Consider the following 16,224-nt stretch of genomic DNA (forward strand, 5'->3'; position numbering starts at 1 on the left):
ATCACACCCCATTGGCCAGGTGTTTCAGCGGCTGGCCGTGCCGCTGATCGCTTTGACGCTCTTTGTGCTTAATGATTTGGCGATCGAGCAAATGGGCAAGGTCATCAATGGCTTCGTACATGTCTTCCTGTGAAGTATGGACAAAAAAGTCTTTTCCATTGACATGGACATTGGCTTCTGCATTGTGCTTGAGTTTCTCCACTGTCAACACCACGTTGATGTCCAGTGGATGTTCGAAATGGCGTTTGATCCGCCCAATTTTCTCCTCCACATGATCGCGTATCGCAGGGGTGACTTCGATGTGTTGCCCAGTGATAGTGACTTTCATCTTGTTGTTCTCCTTGAAATATACAACTCACAACGACTTGCGCAAACTGGCGGCAGGAAGATGCATGGCCTCACGATACTTGGCCACGGTCCGCCTTGCCACCTGGAACCCCCGCTCGCCCAGCAAATTCGCAATACGCTGGTCGGACAGAGGACTTTTAATATCTTCCTGATTGATCAATTGACGGATCAGGGCACGAACAGCGGTGGAGGAAGCCGCTTCGCCACTGTCCGTCCCCACATGGCTGCTGAAGAAGTATTTTAATTCGAATAAACCGCGCGGAGTCAACAGATACTTCTGGACAGTCACGCGCGAAATAGTGGATTCATGGAGTCCCAACACTTCAGCAATTTCGCGCAAAACCAGAGGTTTCATCCCGACCTCACCCCGCTCCAGAAAATCTTTTTGTCGCTCGACTACAGCACAGGCCACCCGTAAAATCGTGTCAAAACGTTGCTGGATATTCTTGATCAACCAACGTGCTTCCTGAAGTTGTTGGGACATGGAGTGACCCGGAACCCCTTTCTTGAGAATGTTGGCATAGACCTGATTGACGCGCAGACGTGGCATTACTCCCTCATTCAGCGATACACTCCAACCCCGCTCCGTCCGTCTTACAATCACATCGGGCACGACATAACGGGTTTCGGCTGTACTGAACGCCGCCCCCGGACGAGGATCGAAGTGCAACAACATCTGCTGCAATTCCCTGACCTTGCGTTCCTCGATGCCCAAAGCTCTCTTCAGACGAGTGTATTCCCGTTGTGCCAGCCATTCAAGGTGATCGAGCAATTTTTTGCCCAGTCGTTTATCCTCCTCGGTCGCATGGCTGGCCAACAATTGCAGTTCCAGGCACTCGCTCAAGGTACGCGCCCCAATCCCCGCGGGATCCAGGGATTGCAGAATGCGCAGGGCCACCAGCCACTCTGATTCTTCTACCTCTCCGAGCGCATCGGATACACTGGAATTCAGATCAATGAAGGAATGGCGCAGGTAACCGTCTTCATCCAGGTAATCGATCAGTGTGGCCACCAGTTCCTGATCCCGTTCCTCGAGGGGCATCAGACGTACCTGCCCCAGAAGATGATCGCGCAGGGACAGTGGAATTACGCGCAGATCCTGTATCCCCTCATCCTCATCTTCGCCCTGCCCCCCCAATCCGATGCCGCTTCCTTCTTCGAAATTCCAGGATTCCTGCTCGATTTCGGCAGAAGAGGTGGGTTCTGCTGTTTCAATGTGGTCTGCAGTTTCAAACGCGCCGGGCTCTGAATCAACGGCACCATCTTTCCCGTCGGCACGTTCCAGCAGAGGATTGAGCCGGAGAAATTCTTCGACTTCCTGTTCCAACTCCTGGGTAGAGAGTTGCAACAATCGAATCGATTGCTGCAACTGCGGCGTCAGGGAGAGTTGCGTCGTTTGCTTGAGTTGGAGCTGGACCTTCATGGTTCACAACCGAAAATTTTCACCGAGGTAGACCTTTCTGACGCTTTCATTGTAGACGATTTCATCGGGCTTTCCTGCTGCCAACACCCCTCCTTGGTTAATAATATAGGCCCGGTCACAAATTCCCAGAGTTTCGCGCACATTGTGGTCAGTGATCAACACTCCGATACCGCGATTCTTGAGAAAGCGGATGATCTGCTGAATATCCATCACTGCGATGGGATCCACTCCGGCAAAGGGTTCATCCAGCAAGATGAAACGAGGTCGCGTTGCCAACGCGCGGGCAATTTCCACGCGCCGTCGCTCCCCCCCGGACAAACTCACGGCAGCACTGTCACGCAAATGACTGATATGCAGTTCCTCCAACAATTGATCCAGTTCCTGCTGGCAATCAGATTCGCTCATTCCACGAAGTTCCAGGACAGACCGAATATTCTCTGACACCGTCATACGCCGAAAAATCGAGGCTTCCTGGGGCAGATAGGAGAGCCCCATCAAGGAACGGCGATGAATAGGATAGGCGCTGAGACGGGTCCCGTCCATATAAATTTCGCCACCATCCAGTGGCACCAACCCGACGATCATGTAGAAACAGGTTGTCTTTCCGGCACCATTGGGACCCAGCAACCCCACAACTTCCCCATTTTCCACGGTGAGAGAAACATCCTTCACCACCTGGCGTGCACGATAACGCTTGACCAAATGCTCGGCGCGTAACTGGCTCATGGGGACAAATCCGTATCCTGTTTCAGGATGAGTGAAGGGGGGGTCTTGTCTTTGATCACCGTTGCCGGAGTTGATGCCGTACCTCCCTTACCCGCAGATTTCTGCTCATTCTTTTTTGGTTGCAACACTACATGCACACGCCCGGGGGGTTTCCCTTTTTGTTCATCGGACACCCCATTGGCGCGTAGAAATTCCGTTTTGGTGTCATAGGACAGGTAATCTCCCTTGATTTCATCCTTGCCCTGATGCACCACGGCATGGTCAAAGAGTTCGATCCGTTCGATCTTGCCGTTATATTCCACGTGCTGTGCCTTGCCATCCACCCATTCGTCGACGCCATCACGTTTTTGCCGAAAAGTTACCGGATTGCCGAAAGCCGACGCATATTTCATGCCCTCCGGGTCTTCACGAACCGTCATATGGTCTGCGGTAAGGTGAATTGTTCCCTGCGTCAAAACGACACTTCCTTCAAAATAACTTACTTTTTTAGCATCATCTGCAGTCATGCGATCCGCCTCGATATTGACCGGCTGGTCATGATCCGACTTTTCAGCATGAACTGCCGTCACAATCCCCACCAAACACCCGCTAAGGGTGACGAGGCGCAGAATGATAGAGAAGTTTGGCATGGGTGAAATGGGCCACTTTGGTTTTGTTGTCAACGATCATTGAATTGGCGAGCAGCCGATCCTGGCCATGAGTGACCACCACCGGTTGATCAGTCTTTTCGATACCCCGTTGAGGATAGGCAGTCAAAATACTGGTCGTCATCACCGTCCGTGGTTCTTCAGGGGTGGGTTGACGGGTAACCACCACATGTCCGGTAAACACCACTTCGTCACGGGGTTCGGAGCGCACCGCCCGCTCGGAACGAACATCCACCGGGGGGCCATTGGATTCATAGGAGGTAAACAGAACCGTCTCAAAATGAGAAGTATCATCGTCGGGGTAATGTACCATTTTAGAAGCATCCAGAGTGTAACGAATCTGCCCGTTTTCTCCCAGTTGCAGGGCGGAAAAATGAAACATGATGAGATCGGGTATGTGGCGAACGGTTTTTTCCCCCCACGCTCCCCCCCCTTCCACCACTCGCCATAGCCATGTGGTGACCATAGCCAACAGCAGGACCACGACCACTGGGACCCAGGCCTCCAGATTCTGAATCAGTCTGCCCATCGTTCCAGTACTCGGGCCCACTCACCCCGTGCCTGCAAGAGCCAGGTTGCTGCAGCCCGGGCCGCTCCCATCCCCCCACCCACAGGAGCCACCCAATGAGCTGCTGCCCGAATCTCCTCCGGCGCTTCGGGGACGGTGAGCGCCAAAGCGGAGCGACATAAAACGGATAAGTCGGGCAAATCATCACCCATATAAGCCAACTGTTCCCAATGAAGCCCCAAACCGGAGAGCAGGGTATCCATCACCTGACGCTTGTCATGAACTCCCTGAAACACATGGGTAATGCCTAATTCGCGGGCGCGCAACGTCACAATGGAAGACCGGCGCCCGGTGACGAGAGCCAGCGTCAAGCCTGCCTGCTGCAACAACTTCAATCCTACCCCATCGCGCGAATGGAAGGATTTTGTTTCGCGTCCTTGTTCATCAAAGATCAAGGTTCCCGGTGTCAGAATACCGTCCACGTCAAATCCCACCAACCGTATCTGACGGGCTCGTTGCGCAAGGTCTTCGGCGGATAACTTCATGAGTTCCTGTCAAACGATTCCATGTCGCAAAAGGTCGTGCATATTGAACGCACCCACCAAACGCTTCTTTTCCACCACACACAACCCAAAAATCCGCTTGTCCTGCATCACTTGTGCTGCGTTGGCCGCGAGTTCGTCCGGGTGGGTAACCACAGGATGACGGGTCATCCACTGGCTGACCTCTTGTTCCAAAAGATTGACAGTACCAGTTTCAAGGGCACGCCGCAGATCTCCATCCGTAAAGATCCCCTCGAGATGATTGTCGTCCCCCACCACCGCCGTCATCCCCAGACCTTTATCCGACATGACCCGTAGCGCTTCCGCCACGGTTGCCTGGTGCATTACCCAAGGAATACGCTCTCCTTGATGCATGATGTCCTGAACTGCCAGCAACAGACGTTTACCCAAGGCTCCTCCGGGATGAGTCCGCGCAAAGTCATCGGCGGAAAAACCCCGTGCTTCGAGCAAGGTCAGGGCCAAAGCATCGCCCAGTGCCAGGACAGCCGTGGTACTGGCCGTCGGTGCCAAATTGAGGGGGCAGGCCTCACGCTCCACCCGAACTTCAAGGTGGACATCGGCCAAACGGGCCAAGCGGGAGCGTGCATTCCCGGTCAAAGCCAGAATGCGCGTACCGCGTCGCTTGAGCAAAGGAGTAATGGTCAGCAACTCATCGCTCTCTCCCGAATTGGACAGAGCCAGCAACACATCCTCAGCGAGGATCATGCCCAAATCCCCATGACTGGCCTCAGCCGGATGCATGAAAAAAGCGGGACTGCCTGTACTGGCCAAGGTCGAGGCAATCTTGCTGCCAATATGTCCGGACTTACCCATGCCACTGACCACAATACGACCCCGACAGTCCAGAAGCAGGTGATGAGCCGCTACGAAGTGTTCACCTAGGCGAGTAGCCTGATACTGAATGGCCGCGGACTCGATCCCCAAGATGGTACGCGCCATGGACAACAAGGTGTCGGGGGAGAGGGGAGGAAAAGAATCGGGATGAGCGTTCATGGTTCACGGATTATACTTGAGGGCAAGAAGGGTGTGAAACTTGGCCTCTCTGTCAAAGGAATGGAAACTCGTGAGCGACACACTGGAACTGATTTTACTGCTGCTGATCCTGGCGACATTGAGCGTGGCGCTGTTTCGCCTCCTGCGCCTGCCCGCCATGCTTGGATACCTCCTCACCGGCATCCTGATTGGGCCCCATGCTGCCGGCTGGATCCCTCCCGGTGAAGAAACTCGACATCTTGCCGAATTCGGTGTCGTGTTCCTCATGTTCAGTGTGGGACTCGAGTTCAGTTTACCCCAACTGATTGCCATGCAACGCACTGTATTTGGCCTGGGCACCGCCCAGATGGGTTTGGCCTTTGGCTTGGTCTTTTTGCTGGGCTGGGCCATGAATCTGCCTCTGCAAGGCACGGTGGTGTTGGCCGGGGCACTGTCCCTGTCTTCCACCGCAATCATTTCGCGTCTGTTGGCCGAACGCTCCGAACTGAAATCCCCCCACGGACAACGCATCATGGGCATGATGCTGTTTCAGGATCTGGCGGTCGTTCCCCTTCTGGTTCTAATTCCCGCTCTTGCCAAACCCCACGATCATCTGGCACGTATGATGCTCATCGAAGCCTTCGAGGCCATGGTCATTCTGTCTCTTTTGCTGGGCTTGGGGAAAAAATGGCTGGGACTCTGGTTTCACTGGATTGCCCGACAAAAGTCCTCGGAACTGTTTCTGCTCAACGTCCTATGGGTCATTTTGCTGTTGGCCTGGATCACTCAGAAGGCCGGACTATCGCTGGCGCTGGGGGCTTTTGTATCGGGCGTGTTGCTGGCTGAAACCGATTACCGCTATCAGGTGGAAGATTACATCAAGCCCTTTCGCGATGTTTTGCTCGGTCTTTTTTTCATCACCATCGGGACACTGCTGGATTTGACTGTCGTGATTCACCACCTGCCCGCCGTATTGCTGACCCTGATCCTCCTGCTGGGACTTAAGTTGCTGACCGTGTACGGGCCCGCACGCGCGCTGGGCGAGCAGGATTCCATTGCCCTGCGTACTGCATTGGCCATGGCCCCGGCAGGTGAATTCGGGTTCGTGCTGCTGGCCCAGACCGAAGGACTTCATCTGGTCCCTGCCACACCACTTCAAATCGTTCTGGCAGCCATGCTCATCAGCATGATCCTGGCCCCCTTCATTCTGCTCATGAGTGATCGTATCGTCCTCTTTGCCTGCAAGAACGAATGGGCCTTGCGTTCCGTCGCCCTCCATGAACTGTCTCGTCGAAGTTACGGGAAACAACGGCACGTCATCGTCTGCGGATACGGCCGAAGCGGTCAAAATCTGGCCCGTTTCCTGGAGCAGGAGGGAGTTTCCGTACTCGCCCTCGACCGCGACCCGCAACGGGTCCGGCTTGCCTCGGAAGCAGGCGACGAGGTCGTGTTTGGCGATGCGGGACGGCAAGAAGTCCTGATTGCTGCCGGTATCCAGCGCGCTTCAGCGCTCATCATCAGTTTTTCTGATACGGCGTTGTCTCTCGCCATCATCGCGCTGGTCCGGGAGTTGAAGCCGGCACTTCCCGTCATTGTCCGTACCCTTGATGACAGTGATCTGGATCGCCTGAAAGAGGCGGGCGCTGCCGAGGTTGTTCCGGAAATTCTGGAAGGATCCCTCATGCTGGCCAGTCATGCACTGCTCGAATTGGGCATACCCCTGTCACGAGTTCTGAAACGGATCCGTCAAGTCCGTGCTGAACGCTACCAGTTGATGCGCGGGTTTTTTCGTGGTTTGACCGATGAATCCGGAGAAAACACCAACCCCGATCAACTTCGCTTGCAAACCTTGACCCTGCTGGAAAATAGTCTTGCCCATGGAATGCAACTGCGCGATCTGCCTCTTCAACAGTGGGGAGTGGAAATTACCGCCCTGCGCCGGCGTGGGTTGCGTGGTTTTCAACCCGAAGGAGAAACTCGCCTCGAAAGCGGGGATATCCTGATTTTGCTCGGCCGTCCAGAAGCCCTGGCCCAGGCCGAAGCATGGCTCATTCAAGGGAAGTGAGTCATGCTCCTGCCTCCCACTGCACCTCTGAGTGCCCTGAATCTCACCCCACGCCTCTGCAATTTGCTCCACACCCTGGGACTGCACAGCGGATTTGATTTGTTGCTGCATCTTCCCCTGCGCTACGAAGATGAGCGGCACCCACGATCCGTGGCCACTCTTACACCAGGTCAGAGTGCTTGCCTCATCGTTCAGGTGATTCGTCATGAAATTCGCCAGGGTCCCCACCGCACCCTGACCGTACAGGTCAGGGATGAGACCGGCCTGCTTGAATTGCGCTTCCTCCATTTTTATCCCAGTCAACTGCGTTTATTCGCCCCAGGAAACCGGTTGCGCCTCTTTGGTGAAGCGCGTCAAAGTTACCAAGGGCTGGAAATGATCCACCCTCGTTGCCAACTATTCAAGGAAAACAGTCCCCTTCCGGCCACCTTGACTCCCGTTTACCCGACCTGCGCCGGCCTGTCCCAGACTATCCTGCGGCGCACCCTGTTACGGGCGCTGACGCAACTGGATTTGACCGATACTTTGGACCCTTCATGGCGCAACTCCCTGGGGTTACCCGATCTTGCCACGACCCTGAAGATCCTGCATGGCCCCACCGATGCTTTCCAGTTGGTACCCGCCTTATGGCAACGCCTCAAATTTGATGAACTGCTGGCCCAACAATTGTCCATGCATTTCCATCGCCAACATCGCACCGAAACACTGGCCTATGCCTACCCAATCCAAGGAAAACTTTCCCGTCGTCTTGAACGATCTCTTCCTTTCCCTCTCACTGCCGCTCAACACCGCGTAGTGGAGGAAATTCGTCAAGATCTGGCGCAAGAGCGCCCCATGCATCGGCTGTTGCAAGGGGATGTCGGCTGTGGCAAAACCATCGTTGCAGCCCTGGCTGCCGTTCAGTGCATTGAAGGAGGAGGGCAGGTGGCCCTGATGGCACCCACCGAATTACTGGCTCAACAACACCACGCAAAACTCTACGATTTGCTCACTTCCCAAGGAATCTGCATCGAATTACTGACGGGGCAACTCAAAAGTCAGGCCCAGCATCACCTGCGACAACGCCTGGCCAACGGAGAAATTTCCCTGGTCATCGGTACCCATGCCCTGATTCAGGAACGGGTGTCCTTCAAAACCCTGGGGCTGATCATCATCGATGAACAACACCGTTTTGGCGTTGCCCAGCGTCTCTCACTTCATCAGAAAGGAGGGGAATCCACCCGGATCCAACCCCACCAACTCATGATGAGCGCCACGCCCATACCCCGCAGTTTGAGCATGAGTTACTATGCCGACCTCGATGTCTCCGTAATTGATGAACTGCCCCCCGGCCGTCAGGGTATCACCACCAAACTGGTTTCCACTGCCCGCCGGAACGAGGTCATCGAAGGCATTCGTTCAGCCTGTCGCCAGGGCCATCAAGCCTACTGGGTGTGCCCCTTGATCGAAGAATCGGAATTTCTCGACCTGCAGAATGCCCAGGCCACCTTTCAAACCCTCACCGCCGATGCTCCGGATTTGCGCTGCGAATTACTTCATGGCAGACTTGCCGGGGCTGAGAAACGGAATATCATGAACCGTTTCCTGAAGGGAGAACTTCAATTGCTGGTTGCCACCAGCGTCATCGAGGTGGGTGTGGATGTGCCGAATGCGACGCTGATGGTGATTGAACATACGGAACGGATGGGACTGGCTCAACTCCATCAGATGCGCGGACGGGTGGGTCGGGGCACGCGTCCTGGCGTTTGCCTGCTCCTCTATCGTCCCCCTCTGTCCGAGTTGGCGCGTCAACGTCTGAAAGTGATTTATGAACACACCGACGGATTTGAAATTGCCCGCCAGGATCTTCTGCTCCGTGGTCCCGGCGATTACCTGGGCTCCCGTCAAAGTGGCCTGGCCTTGCTGCGTTTCGCGGACCCCGTGCAGGATGATGACCTGCTGACCTTGGCTCGTCGATACGCTGCCACCTGGATCGCCGATGCTCCTGCAAAAGCCCTCCACCATGTCGCGTGCTGGCTGGGCACACGTCAACCCTATCTGACCTCTTGAACCAATGAACTGGAATGCATGGTGGCGCCTGGCCCGGATGGACAAACCCATCGGTACCCTGCTGTTGCTGTGGCCCACGCTCTGGGCCCTGTGGCTGGCCAGCCGAGGTCATCCCTCTCTGTCCAATCTGCTCGTTTTCTCCCTCGGTACCCTGCTAATGCGCTCAGCGGGCTGTGTCATGAATGATATCGCTGACCGCAAAGTGGACCCCCACGTTGCCCGAACCCGTTTACGTCCCTTGGCCAGCGGTGAAGTCAGTGTCAAGGAAGCTCTCGTACTGGCGCTTCTCCTGAGCCTGCTCGCCTTCGCCCTGGTTCTGACCCGCAATACACTGACCTTGATACTTTCCCTGCCTGCTCTTTTTCTGGCCGCCAGTTACCCCCTGACCAAACGATTTTTTCCGCTACCCCAGGCCTATCTGGGTATTGCCTTTGGTTTTGGCATTCCCATGGCTTTTGCAGCCGAACTCGGTCAGGTGCCGGGTTCTGCCTGGATACTGATGCTGTCCAACCTCTGCTGGACTCTGGCCTATGACACCGAATATGCCATGGTGGATCGGGAAGATGATCGGCCCTTGGGCATTCATTCCACGGCGCTTCTCTTCGGAAACCGGGACGTACCCCTGATCATGATGTTCTACGGACTTTGCTTGCTCCTGCTGGGCTGGATAGGTTGGCACTTTCATTTGGGCGTGTTTTTTTACGGGGGACTGTGCAGCGCGGCAGGGGTAGCCGGCTTTCATTACACTCTGATCCGTACGCGCGCACGCGCCCAGTGCCTGCGCGCCTTTCTGCACAATACCTGGTTTGGAGCCGCCATCTTTGGAGGAATTCTCTTATCCTACGCCATGGGTTAATAACAACCTACCCCTCCGACTCCAGAGAACTCATTGAATTTGTTTCAAAATCCGTAACGTAGCCCCAAGGACAACAAATCGATGTTGGAATTTCCATTGATCCGGTTGTAATTCAACTGGTAATGGTCCCAGCCCCCTTGAAAACGCAAACGCTGACTGAGATCGTAATGCATCCCCAGGCCCGTCATGTTATAGGGCAGCGCATCGTACAATCCTACCGTCGACGTATTGGCAGCACTGCCCATCCCCTGATTGCGAATGGTTGCCAAACTTCCCGTCAGGGCCAGACGGTCTCCCAAAGGAAGGACTCCCGTACCGCCCAGGACCCAACTGCGAGAAAGCCCGGAAGTCTCCGAACCGCCTAATCCTTCACTGCGCATATGACTGGACAGCGCACTACCTTCCGGGGCCAATTCCGTATTCCATTCCACCGAAAAGGGCAAGGCACTGATCCCGGAAAACCAGCCACCGCTGCTACCCTCCTGAGCCAAGGCCGATTGCATCATGAGAAGGAGCACACCCACCCCCTGCATACTCTTTTTCATGACGATTTCTCCCGATGACGGACGCCACCCCCAGTGACACTTCCACACTTTCCATGTTAGCGCAAGGGGTTTGGTGCAGGCAATACCATTGCATTTGAAGTAGTGTTGAACTGTGGTATTTTTGACTCATGACGAACCCATCGGAGCAAGGCTTCCTGGGCTGCTGCCGTACTCTCTGCCCCCGGTCCATTGGCCAGAAAGACCACTACCACCCAATGGTTTTGCGCATCCAGCCCGTAACCCGCCAAGGCTTTCACACCATCCAACGTACCACTCTTGAGATGAAAGCGACCGCGTAATTGGGGATCTTCAAAAGAATGACGCAACGTTCCATCCACGTTCACCAGCGGCAGAGTGGTCATGAATTCATTCCCATAAAGACTTTTCTCCTGCATCCAAAGTAACAGGCGCGCCAGATGTTCCGCAGAAATACGCGCCTTGCGCGATAACCCGGAACCATTCTCCAGCACCATTTCAGGAAAATCCAACCCTCGTTCCGCCAAAATCCGCAGGACTTTGGCTCGACCACCCGACTCCGTCGCTGCCTTGACAACCTCTGAGTCGTTCATCGCCAGATCGAGCAACAATGTTCGTGCCAGTACATTATTACTGTTCTTGTTCATTTGCAGAAGCAACTCGATCAAAGCGGGAGATTCACTGGAGGCCAGCACGGGCCAGTCTCCGGGCACGGTACCTTGTTCCAGGGTCCCCGCAAACGTTCCTCCCAACTCATGCCACAGAGTCCGAAGGGAGGAATCGAGATAGGCGAAATTGGTGAGCAAGGAAAAACCCATGACCTGAACCCCGCAATCCTGTGGCACGGTCCCCGTCAACTCCAGAATCACCCCTGTATCCAGAGAGTTATCGGGATGGGATCGCATCGCCTGTGCCGGAAATTTGGCACGAATGGCATAGTGCAATCCTGAACGCCACAGGGCAGGGCAGGGACCACTGACGGTGCGGGTCCGATTGCTTAGCACGATCTGGGGGAAAGGAAATTCCGACCAGATCTGGAGCGGTTCGCCAACCCGTGCACCGGGACGAATGAACCACCACTGGGTCTGTTGTCCCACCTGCAGGGCATGGGGAATAACGTTATAGGCTCGAAAACCTTCCTGATCGAAGATTTCAGGGGATAACTCCGTGGGGGAAAAACCACTCTGATCAAAACGAATCGGTCCTGACAGTTGATGAATCCCCTGTTGATAAACTTGACGCCAAAGTTCTTGCCAACGCTCCAGGGTCAATCCCGGATCTCCCACCCCGATGACTCCGAAAGGGCCCTGTCCCCTCTGTGCATCCAAACGAGGCACGCGAACTTCCGTGCGCCAGGTTTTGGCAGGACCCCAATTTTCCAGAGCCGCCAGGGTCGTCACCAATTTCATGACGGAAGCTGGATTACGCGGTGTTTGAGCCTCCCAAGCCAGGCGGGGACGAGGTTCGTTGACCCCCCAGACCACGACTGAAACCTCTGAAGCCGGGACACCGGCCTGAGCCAGTGCCTGACGCAGGGTTTGAGGAAGTTCCTGAGAAACGGGGGGGAAAGGCACAGGGTCAGCGCAGGACATCCCACCCCAGATCAGAATCCACATTCCCCCGACAATCCTGCCAAATTTATTTATAATTTCTTTTTACTCAATTGGATATAAAAAACGTCCGAAGGCCGCAGGATTTTGGAAGGATTTTTATATCTGTCCCCTTGAAAACCTTCGAAGGCGCCCATACACTGTTAGCACTCGCACTTGACGAGTGCTAATCCTGTAGCAATTATTTTCTCAACATGGAGAATCGTCGTATGAAAATTCGTCCCTTGCATGATCGTGTGATTGTCAAACGCCTGGAAGAAGAACGCAAGACCGCCTCTGGCATCGTTATCCCGGATTCCGCTGCAGAAAAGCCGGATCAAGGAGAAGTTTTGGCCGTGGGCAAAGGCAAGATTCTGGAAGATGGTACCTTGCGCGCCCTCGAACTCAAAGTGGGCGATCGTGTCCTGTTTGGCAAATACTCAGGCCAAGCCGTCAAAGTAGACGGCGAGGAACTGCTGGTCATGCGTGAAGAAGATGTCATGGGTGTTGTCGAGGCCTAAGCCTCCCCATTTTCAATCGAATCGGTTGGACCCTCTGGGTCCATCCCGTTAAATTTAGGAGTCTATAAAGATGGCAGCTAAAGAAGTTCGTTTTCATGATAGTGCCCGCGCCAAGATGGTCGTGGGTGTCAACATATTGGCCGATGCAGTCAAGGTCACTCTCGGACCCAAGGGTCGGAATGTCGTACTCGAGCGTTCCTTCGGCGCTCCCACCATCACCAAGGATGGCGTATCCGTCGCCAAGGAAATCGAACTGAAGGACAAGTTTGAAAACATGGGCGCTCAGATGGTCAAGGAAGTAGCTTCCAAAACCTCCGATGTCGCAGGCGATGGCACCACCACAGCAACCGTTCTGGCTCAGTCCATTGTCAAGGAAGGCATGAAGTTTGTGGCCGCCGGCATGAACCCCATGGATCTGAAGCGCGGGATCGACCGTGCTGTCGTGGGCATTGTGGAAGAGTTGAAGAAACTCTCCAAACCTTGTACCACCAATACCGAAATCGCTCAGGTGGGTTCCATTTCCGCCAACGCCGATCACTCCATCGGTGAGATCATTTCCCAAGCCATGGACAAGGTGGGCAAGGAAGGCGTCATTACCGTGGAAGATGGCTCCGGTTTGCAAAATGAACTGGAAGTCGTGGAAGGCATGCAATTCGACCGCGGCTACCTCTCTCCCTACTTTGTCAACAACCAGGATCGTCAAATCGCCTTGCTGGAAGATCCCTACGTGCTCCTGCACGACAAGAAAATCTCCAACATCCGCGATCTGCTGCCCGTACTGGAGCAAGTGGCCAAGTCAGGGCGTCCGCTCCTGATCATCGCCGAAGATGTGGAAGGGGAGGCTCTGGCCACCCTGGTCGTCAATAACATTCGCGGCATTCTCAAAACCACCGCCGTCAAGGCTCCTGGGTTTGGTGATCGGCGCAAGGCCATGCTGGAAGATATCGCCATTCTGACCGGTGGAACCGTGATTGCAGAAGAAGTCGGTTTATCACTGGAAAAAGTGACGTTGAATGAACTGGGCCGTGCCAAACGTATCGAAGTAGGCAAGGAAGAAACCACCGTCATCGATGGCGCCGGGAACGAAGAGTCCATCAAGGGCCGCGTGACCCAGATTCGCAAGCAAATCGAAGAAGCCAGCAGCGACTACGATCGGGAAAAACTGCAGGAACGTGTGGCCAAGTTGGCGGGTGGCGTTGCAGTCATCAAGGTAGGTGCCGCCACTGAAGTAGAAATGAAGGAAAAGAAGGCACGCGTGGAAGATGCTCTGCACGCCACCCGCGCAGCAGTGGAAGAAGGAATCGTTCCTGGGGGCGGAGTTGCGCTGTTGCGTGCCCGTTCTACCCTGACCGCGCTCAAGGGTGACAATGCCGATCAGGATGCTGGCATCAAGATCGTGGAACGTGCCATCGAAGAACCCCTGCGTCAGATCGTTGCCAATTGTGGCGATGAGCCTTCCGTTGTGGTCAACAAGGTACTGGAAGGAAAAGGAAACTTCGGCTACAACGCTCAAACCGGTGAGTATGGTGATCTGGTTGCCATGGGCGTGGTCGATCCTACCAAAGTTACCCGTTTTGCTTTGCAAAATGCGGCCAGCATCGCCGGTTTGATGCTGACCACCGATTGCATGGTGGCGGAACTGGCCAAGGAAGAATCCCCCATGTCCGGTGGGGGAATGGGCGGTATGGGTGGCATGGGCGGCATGGACATGTAATTTCCCTGTGGTTCTCTCCGGTGTTCCATTCCGGAGCGTTGCGCCAAACCCCCTTCAGACCTGGTCTGAAGGGGGTTTTTCCTGTTTGATTCCCTTCGGTTGATAGGTAAAGGGGGCGGTCTGATTTATAATGGCTACATCACATTCTGTTGAGCATTCGATGACCTCTTCCGACACTCCGCCGCAAAAATCCTGGTCCGGACGTTTCAGTGTCCCTGTTGCTGAAACCGTCAAGCGTTACACGGCTTCGGTGCTTTTCGACAAACGCCTGGCAGCCTATGATATTCAGGGTTCTCTGGCTCATGCCCAGATGTTGTGCGAAGTCGGCATCCTGACAGAGGGGGATTTTTCTGCGATCCAACACGGTCTGGCCGTCATTCGCCAAGAGGTGGAACAGGATCGGTTTCCATGGACGCTGGACGACGAGGACGTTCACCTCAACATCGAAAAACGGCTCACCCAACTGGTGGGAGATGCGGGCAAACGACTTCATACCGGGCGCTCGCGCAACGATCAAGTGGCCACAGATATTCGTCTCTATCTACGTGCCGCCATCGATCAGCACCAGGTCCAACTGCGCGCCCTTCAATGCGCCCTGATCTGTCTGGCCGAACAGCATGTGGATACGCTTATGCCTGGGTTCACTCATTTGCAAGTGGCACAACCCGTTTCCTTTGCCCACCATCTGCTGGCCTATGTGGAAATGCTGGGTCGGGATCGTCAACGCCTGACAGACTGCCGCCAACGAGTCAACCAACTTCCCCTGGGTGCTGCGGCCTTGGCGGGAACCAGTTACCCCATCCGACGGGAACGGGTGGCCGAGTTACTGGGATTCGAAGGACTCTGTCGCAATTCTCTGGATGCCGTTTCTGACCGCGACTTTGCCATTGAATATTGTGCTGCGGCTTCCTTGCTGATGGTCCATCTGTCCCGTCTGTCTGAGGAACTGATCCTGTGGATGAGCCCGCGCTTCAATTTCGTCCGGATCGGTGATGCGTTCTGCACGGGTTCCTCGATCATGCCCCAGAAACGCAACCCTGACGTCCCTGAATTGGTGCGCGGCAAATCCGGACGTATCATTGGGCATCTCATGGGGTTACTGGTCCTCATGAAGGGACAACCCCTGGCTTACAACAAGGATAATCAGGAGGATAAGGAGCCGCTTTTCGATACCGTGGAAACGCTGTCTCAAACCCTGATCATCTATACCGAAATGATGGGAGATGTGCAGGTTAATGCCGTTGCCTTACGGCAAGCAGCGCAGGAAGGATTTTCCACTGCCACTGACTTGGCTGATTATCTGGTCAAGAAGGGAACTCCTTTTCGGGATGCCCATGAAATTGTGGCACGTGCCGTACGCCATGCGGAATCCGAAGGCTGCGACCTGGCGGATCTGCCCCTGACCACGCTCCGAACCTTTTCTTCCATCATCGGATCCGATGTTCATGCAGTGCTGACTTTGGAAGGTTCGGTGGCCAGTCGCGATATTCCTGGCGGAACGGCACCGACCCGAGTCCGCTCAGCCCTTCAGGAAGCACGGCAGCGCTGGGATCATGCAGGAGAGTAACTGCCCTCCACGGGCAAGGGGTATACGTTCAGGATGCTGGACATTGTGGGGTTTGCTTTGCCTGCCCCTGTGGGGGTGCGGACTCAAAGGAGGGCTCTATTTGCCGCCCGGACAAACGCCGGTTTCAGCCACCGTGCCAGCGCCAACACCGTCTT

Annotated in this window: 15 protein-coding genes; 6 read left to right on the forward strand and 9 right to left on the reverse strand. The window is 55.0% G+C overall.

The features are described 5' to 3' along the window. Position 1: 1 nt before the first annotated feature. From hpf to IV91_RS0105080, 7 genes are read right to left on the reverse strand one after another with little or no spacing between them, the layout of a single operon-like run. The gene (gene hpf, locus IV91_RS0105050; RefSeq protein WP_031596536.1) at positions 2 to 328 is read right to left on the reverse strand and encodes a ribosome hibernation-promoting factor, HPF/YfiA family; all 327 of its coding nucleotides are present in this window, start codon (positions 326 to 328) and stop codon (positions 2 to 4) included. 27 nt (positions 329 to 355) lie between these two features. Further along, positions 356 to 1,771, reverse strand: a complete 1,416-nt coding sequence (locus tag IV91_RS0105055; protein ID WP_031596537.1) for an RNA polymerase factor sigma-54 — start codon at positions 1,769 to 1,771, stop codon at positions 356 to 358. Between the two features lie 3 nt (positions 1,772 to 1,774). Then, positions 1,775 to 2,497 carry an LPS export ABC transporter ATP-binding protein gene (lptB, locus tag IV91_RS0105060; protein WP_031596538.1) on the reverse strand — a complete coding sequence of 241 codons (723 nt, stop codon included), beginning with the start codon at positions 2,495 to 2,497 and terminating at the stop codon, positions 1,775 to 1,777. Beyond that, entirely contained in the window at positions 2,494 to 3,126 is a 633-nt protein-coding gene (gene lptA / locus IV91_RS15635) for a lipopolysaccharide transport periplasmic protein LptA (RefSeq protein ID WP_084189926.1), read from the reverse strand. The genes lptB and lptA overlap by 4 nt, the downstream gene beginning before the upstream one ends. Next, the gene (lptC, locus tag IV91_RS0105070) at positions 3,086 to 3,673 is read right to left on the reverse strand and encodes an LPS export ABC transporter periplasmic protein LptC (RefSeq protein WP_031596542.1); all 588 of its coding nucleotides are present in this window, start codon (positions 3,671 to 3,673) and stop codon (positions 3,086 to 3,088) included. Before lptC ends, lptA begins: the two co-directional genes overlap by 41 nt. Continuing rightward, positions 3,661 to 4,197 (reverse strand): KdsC family phosphatase, encoded by a 537-nt coding sequence (locus IV91_RS0105075; protein WP_031596544.1) that lies wholly within the window; start codon positions 4,195 to 4,197, stop codon positions 3,661 to 3,663. Before IV91_RS0105075 ends, lptC begins: the two co-directional genes overlap by 13 nt. 9 nt (positions 4,198 to 4,206) lie before the next feature. Further along, positions 4,207 to 5,208, reverse strand: a complete 1,002-nt coding sequence (locus tag IV91_RS0105080) for a KpsF/GutQ family sugar-phosphate isomerase (protein ID WP_031596547.1) — start codon at positions 5,206 to 5,208, stop codon at positions 4,207 to 4,209. A gap of 40 nt (positions 5,209 to 5,248) precedes the next feature. On the opposite strand from IV91_RS0105080, the gene IV91_RS0105085 reads away from it, so the two are divergent. The 3 genes from IV91_RS0105085 to ubiA are packed head-to-tail and all read left to right on the forward strand — an operon-like array spanning position 5,249 to position 10,157. Continuing rightward, positions 5,249 to 7,252 carry a monovalent cation:proton antiporter family protein gene (locus tag IV91_RS0105085; RefSeq protein WP_233418393.1) on the forward strand — a complete coding sequence of 668 codons (2,004 nt, stop codon included), beginning with the start codon at positions 5,249 to 5,251 and terminating at the stop codon, positions 7,250 to 7,252. Between the two features lie 3 nt (positions 7,253 to 7,255). Further along, positions 7,256 to 9,301, forward strand: a complete 2,046-nt coding sequence (gene recG, locus IV91_RS0105090) for an ATP-dependent DNA helicase RecG (RefSeq protein WP_084189928.1) — start codon at positions 7,256 to 7,258, stop codon at positions 9,299 to 9,301. Positions 9,302 to 9,305: 4 nt separating this feature from the next. Next, on the forward strand, positions 9,306 to 10,157 hold the full coding sequence (gene ubiA, locus IV91_RS0105095; RefSeq protein WP_031596552.1) for a 4-hydroxybenzoate octaprenyltransferase: 852 nt from the start codon (positions 9,306 to 9,308) through the stop codon (positions 10,155 to 10,157). A 44-nt stretch (positions 10,158 to 10,201) separates the two neighbouring features. On the opposite strand, the gene IV91_RS0105100 is transcribed toward ubiA, so the two are convergent. Together IV91_RS0105100 and dacB are read right to left on the reverse strand one after the other, a co-directional pair. Then, entirely contained in the window at positions 10,202 to 10,702 is a 501-nt protein-coding gene (locus tag IV91_RS0105100; RefSeq protein ID WP_150112386.1) for a hypothetical protein, read from the reverse strand. 56 nt (positions 10,703 to 10,758) lie between these two features. Next, positions 10,759 to 12,294 carry a D-alanyl-D-alanine carboxypeptidase/D-alanyl-D-alanine endopeptidase gene (gene dacB, locus IV91_RS0105105; RefSeq protein WP_031596555.1) on the reverse strand — a complete coding sequence of 512 codons (1,536 nt, stop codon included), beginning with the start codon at positions 12,292 to 12,294 and terminating at the stop codon, positions 10,759 to 10,761. Positions 12,295 to 12,497: 203 nt separating this feature from the next. On the opposite strand from dacB, the gene groES reads away from it, so the two are divergent. The 3 genes from groES to argH all read left to right on the forward strand — a co-directional run bounded on the left by groES (position 12,498) and on the right by argH (position 16,069). After that, the gene (gene groES, locus IV91_RS0105115) at positions 12,498 to 12,788 is read left to right on the forward strand and encodes a co-chaperone GroES (RefSeq protein WP_031596557.1); all 291 of its coding nucleotides are present in this window, start codon (positions 12,498 to 12,500) and stop codon (positions 12,786 to 12,788) included. Between the two features lie 70 nt (positions 12,789 to 12,858). Continuing rightward, positions 12,859 to 14,502, forward strand: coding sequence for a chaperonin GroEL (gene groL, locus IV91_RS0105120; protein WP_031596559.1), 1,644 nt, complete (start codon positions 12,859 to 12,861; stop codon positions 14,500 to 14,502). A 160-nt stretch (positions 14,503 to 14,662) separates the two neighbouring features. After that, positions 14,663 to 16,069, forward strand: coding sequence for an argininosuccinate lyase (gene argH / locus IV91_RS0105125; protein ID WP_031596561.1), 1,407 nt, complete (start codon positions 14,663 to 14,665; stop codon positions 16,067 to 16,069). Positions 16,070 to 16,224 lie beyond the last annotated feature (155 nt).

The organism is Ferrovum myxofaciens (assembly GCF_000735045.1).
GTDB classification, from domain to species: domain Bacteria; phylum Pseudomonadota; class Gammaproteobacteria; order Burkholderiales; family Ferrovaceae; genus Ferrovum; species Ferrovum myxofaciens.

What these genes read in the sequence shown, in the direction of transcription:
- groES (WP_031596557.1), top strand. Translation starts at nt 12,498, where the DNA reads ATGAAAATTCGTCCCTTGCATGATCGTGTGATTGTCAAACGCCTGGAA.
- IV91_RS0105080 (WP_031596547.1), bottom strand. Translation starts at nt 5,208, where the DNA reads ATGAACGCTCATCCCGATTCTTTTCCTCCCCTCTCCCCCGACACCTTG.
- recG (WP_084189928.1), top strand. Translation starts at nt 7,256, where the DNA reads ATGCTCCTGCCTCCCACTGCACCTCTGAGTGCCCTGAATCTCACCCCA.
- IV91_RS0105100 (WP_150112386.1), bottom strand. Translation starts at nt 10,702, where the DNA reads ATGAAAAAGAGTATGCAGGGGGTGGGTGTGCTCCTTCTCATGATGCAA.
- IV91_RS0105075 (WP_031596544.1), bottom strand. Translation starts at nt 4,197, where the DNA reads ATGAAGTTATCCGCCGAAGACCTTGCGCAACGAGCCCGTCAGATACGG.
- dacB (WP_031596555.1), bottom strand. Translation starts at nt 12,294, where the DNA reads ATGTGGATTCTGATCTGGGGTGGGATGTCCTGCGCTGACCCTGTGCCT.
- lptC (WP_031596542.1), bottom strand. Translation starts at nt 3,673, where the DNA reads ATGGGCAGACTGATTCAGAATCTGGAGGCCTGGGTCCCAGTGGTCGTG.
- argH (WP_031596561.1), top strand. Translation starts at nt 14,663, where the DNA reads ATGACCTCTTCCGACACTCCGCCGCAAAAATCCTGGTCCGGACGTTTC.
- groL (WP_031596559.1), top strand. Translation starts at nt 12,859, where the DNA reads ATGGCAGCTAAAGAAGTTCGTTTTCATGATAGTGCCCGCGCCAAGATG.
- hpf (WP_031596536.1), bottom strand. Translation starts at nt 328, where the DNA reads ATGAAAGTCACTATCACTGGGCAACACATCGAAGTCACCCCTGCGATA.
- lptB (WP_031596538.1), bottom strand. Translation starts at nt 2,497, where the DNA reads ATGAGCCAGTTACGCGCCGAGCATTTGGTCAAGCGTTATCGTGCACGC.
- IV91_RS0105055 (WP_031596537.1), bottom strand. Translation starts at nt 1,771, where the DNA reads ATGAAGGTCCAGCTCCAACTCAAGCAAACGACGCAACTCTCCCTGACG.
- lptA (WP_084189926.1), bottom strand. Translation starts at nt 3,126, where the DNA reads ATGCCAAACTTCTCTATCATTCTGCGCCTCGTCACCCTTAGCGGGTGT.
- ubiA (WP_031596552.1), top strand. Translation starts at nt 9,306, where the DNA reads ATGAACTGGAATGCATGGTGGCGCCTGGCCCGGATGGACAAACCCATC.